The following is a 2156-nucleotide window of genomic DNA, read 5'->3' on the forward strand; positions in this document are numbered from 1 at the left end:
GGCGTGATCTCGGCAAGTCGCTGCGACAAGGCCGCAACAGGCTGGTTTGTCGTTTTGAAAAAATTATTATAATAGGGCAGTATGCGCATTTGGTCTGCGGCGGCATCAACTAGGCTTTGCTGTCCATAGCCGACATTCACACACCACAAGCCTGCCATGGCATCAAGTATCTTGTTGCCATCGCCGTCATAAATATAATGGCCATCAGCATGGGTGATCACACGCGCCCCATGTTCGCGGATTTCGGCATAATCGGTAAATGGGGCAAGATGATGCGCCGCATCCATCTGCTGCCACGTGCTGGAAGTCGAATTATCTATTTTCATCAGTCACCTGAATGCATGTTATATCTGAATATATATTGTAAATGTCACATAATCCATCAACGATATAGACATGATGCTGTTTAGACACTTGCGTTCACCATGGCGTCCAGATTACGTTAAAGTCACATTACGCCGGATAAAATTCATAAGCAATCATAACAGCTTAACAAATAGCACCTTAACTAATAGCACCTTAACAAATGTCACCTTAGCAAATATCATGGAGGGCCATATCGTATATGACGATACTCGACTCAATCTATGCACATGAAACGGGCGCACGTAAAATCAATCCACAGCTGGATTCAGATTTGGTTTGTGATGTCGCCATTATTGGCGGTGGCCTTACCGGCGTTTCAACAGCATTGACCTTGGCCAAGCGTGGTTATGACGTTGCCCTATGTGAAGCGCATAGCCTTGGCACAGGCGGTTCGGGGCGCAATGGTGGTCATGTGTGTCAAGGCTGGCCAAACGATTTTCACCATATTAGCCGGCAAATCTCGCCAAGCGATGCCGATCTTGCCTGGCATGCGGGAATGAGCGCTGTCGATCTGCTCACACAGAATGTAGCTGACTATGATATCGATTGTGACTTGCGGTTCGGCTATCTGCACGCGGCTTTGCATAAAGGGCAAATGCGCGATCTGGACATTATGCAGGCTGAATGGGAAGCACGCGGTTATAATCATTTCACCCGTCTCGACAATCCGAATGCGCTGGCCAAACATATTGGTTCAGACGCCTATGTAGGTGCTTTGCATGATAGCGGTTGCGGGCATATCCAGCCCCTGAAATATCTGCTGGGGCTAGCCACTGCGGCACAGGCGGCAGGGGCACGTATTTATGAAAACACACCAATCACAAAACTTGTCACGAAACCTGAAAAAATCCTCACCACGGCTGATGGCAAAACGATCCAGCCCAGGATTATTGTCCTATGCGGTAATGCTTATCTTGGGGATCTCGCATTACCCCATATGCGCCGCAGACTAGCGCAGGTAACCTCGTCAATTCTGGCAACAAAACCGCTTTCGGATAATATGATAAAGGCGCTATTGCCTACCGGCGCGGCGGTATCCGATTGCAATGCCGCGCTCAATTATTACCGGATTGATGCCAGTGGTCGTATGATCTTTGGCGGGCGTGCTAGCTATACAAATGTTCAGGTTGGCAATCTGGAACGTGATTTGCGCCGCCGCATGGAAGCTGTTTTCCCGATGCTGGCGGGCGCTGATATTGAACAGATATGGTCAGGCAAGATCGGCATTACGGTGAATCGCATTCCGCATTTTGGCCGCACCAATGATGATGTCTATTTCGTACAGGGTTTTTCGGGACACGGCGTTGCCCTGACAGGACAGGCAGGTCATATTATTGCCGATGCCATCAGTGGCAATGGTGCCGTTTTTGACGTGATGACGCAACTCAATCATCTGCCTTTCCCAGGTGGTGTTTTCCGGACACCCGCGCTGGCACTTGGCATGGCTTGGTATAAATTGCGCGACCAGCTGAAATTTTAGTTCGCGATTTGTTTGGATCGTTATATGTTACAACCGTCCAACCGGATGCGTTTGTGCGCCTTGCTTTTTCGCCAGAACGGCAAGCCAATTATAAGCCATCGTTGCCGCCGCAATAGCGGTTATTTCGGCATGATCATAGGCGGGGGCAACCTCGACCAGATCCATGCCAACCAGATTCAGCGGTTCCAGACCCCGGATAAATTCCATCCCCTGCCAGCTGGCCAGCCCGCCCGAAACCGGCGTTCCTGTTCCTGGCGCAAAGGCCGGATCAAGCCCATCAATGTCAAATGACAGATAGACCGGATTATTC

Annotated in this window: 3 protein-coding genes; 1 reads left to right on the forward strand and 2 read right to left on the reverse strand. The window is 50.0% G+C overall.

Annotation, left to right across the window (positions count from 1 at the left end):
* Positions 1–326, reverse strand: a 326-nt coding sequence (locus ACTF7Q_RS10620) for an aminotransferase class III-fold pyridoxal phosphate-dependent enzyme (RefSeq protein ID WP_438997804.1), incomplete at its 3' end; no start/stop codon positions are given.
* A gap of 239 nt (positions 327–565) precedes the next feature.
* Between ACTF7Q_RS10620 and ACTF7Q_RS10625 the strand changes: the two genes are divergently transcribed.
* The gene (locus ACTF7Q_RS10625) at positions 566–1846 is read left to right on the forward strand and encodes an NAD(P)/FAD-dependent oxidoreductase (RefSeq protein WP_438997805.1); all 1281 of its coding nucleotides are present in this window, start codon (positions 566–568) and stop codon (positions 1844–1846) included.
* Positions 1847–1873: 27 nt separating this feature from the next.
* On the opposite strand, the gene ACTF7Q_RS10630 is transcribed toward ACTF7Q_RS10625, so the two are convergent.
* Positions 1874–2156: arginase family protein (locus ACTF7Q_RS10630; protein ID WP_438997806.1), on the reverse strand; the 283-nt coding region annotated here is incomplete at its 5' end.

Origin of the sequence: Puniceispirillum sp. (SeqCode) (assembly GCF_965657105.1) — a bacterium.
Lineage (GTDB): Bacteria > Pseudomonadota > Alphaproteobacteria > Puniceispirillales > Puniceispirillaceae > Puniceispirillum.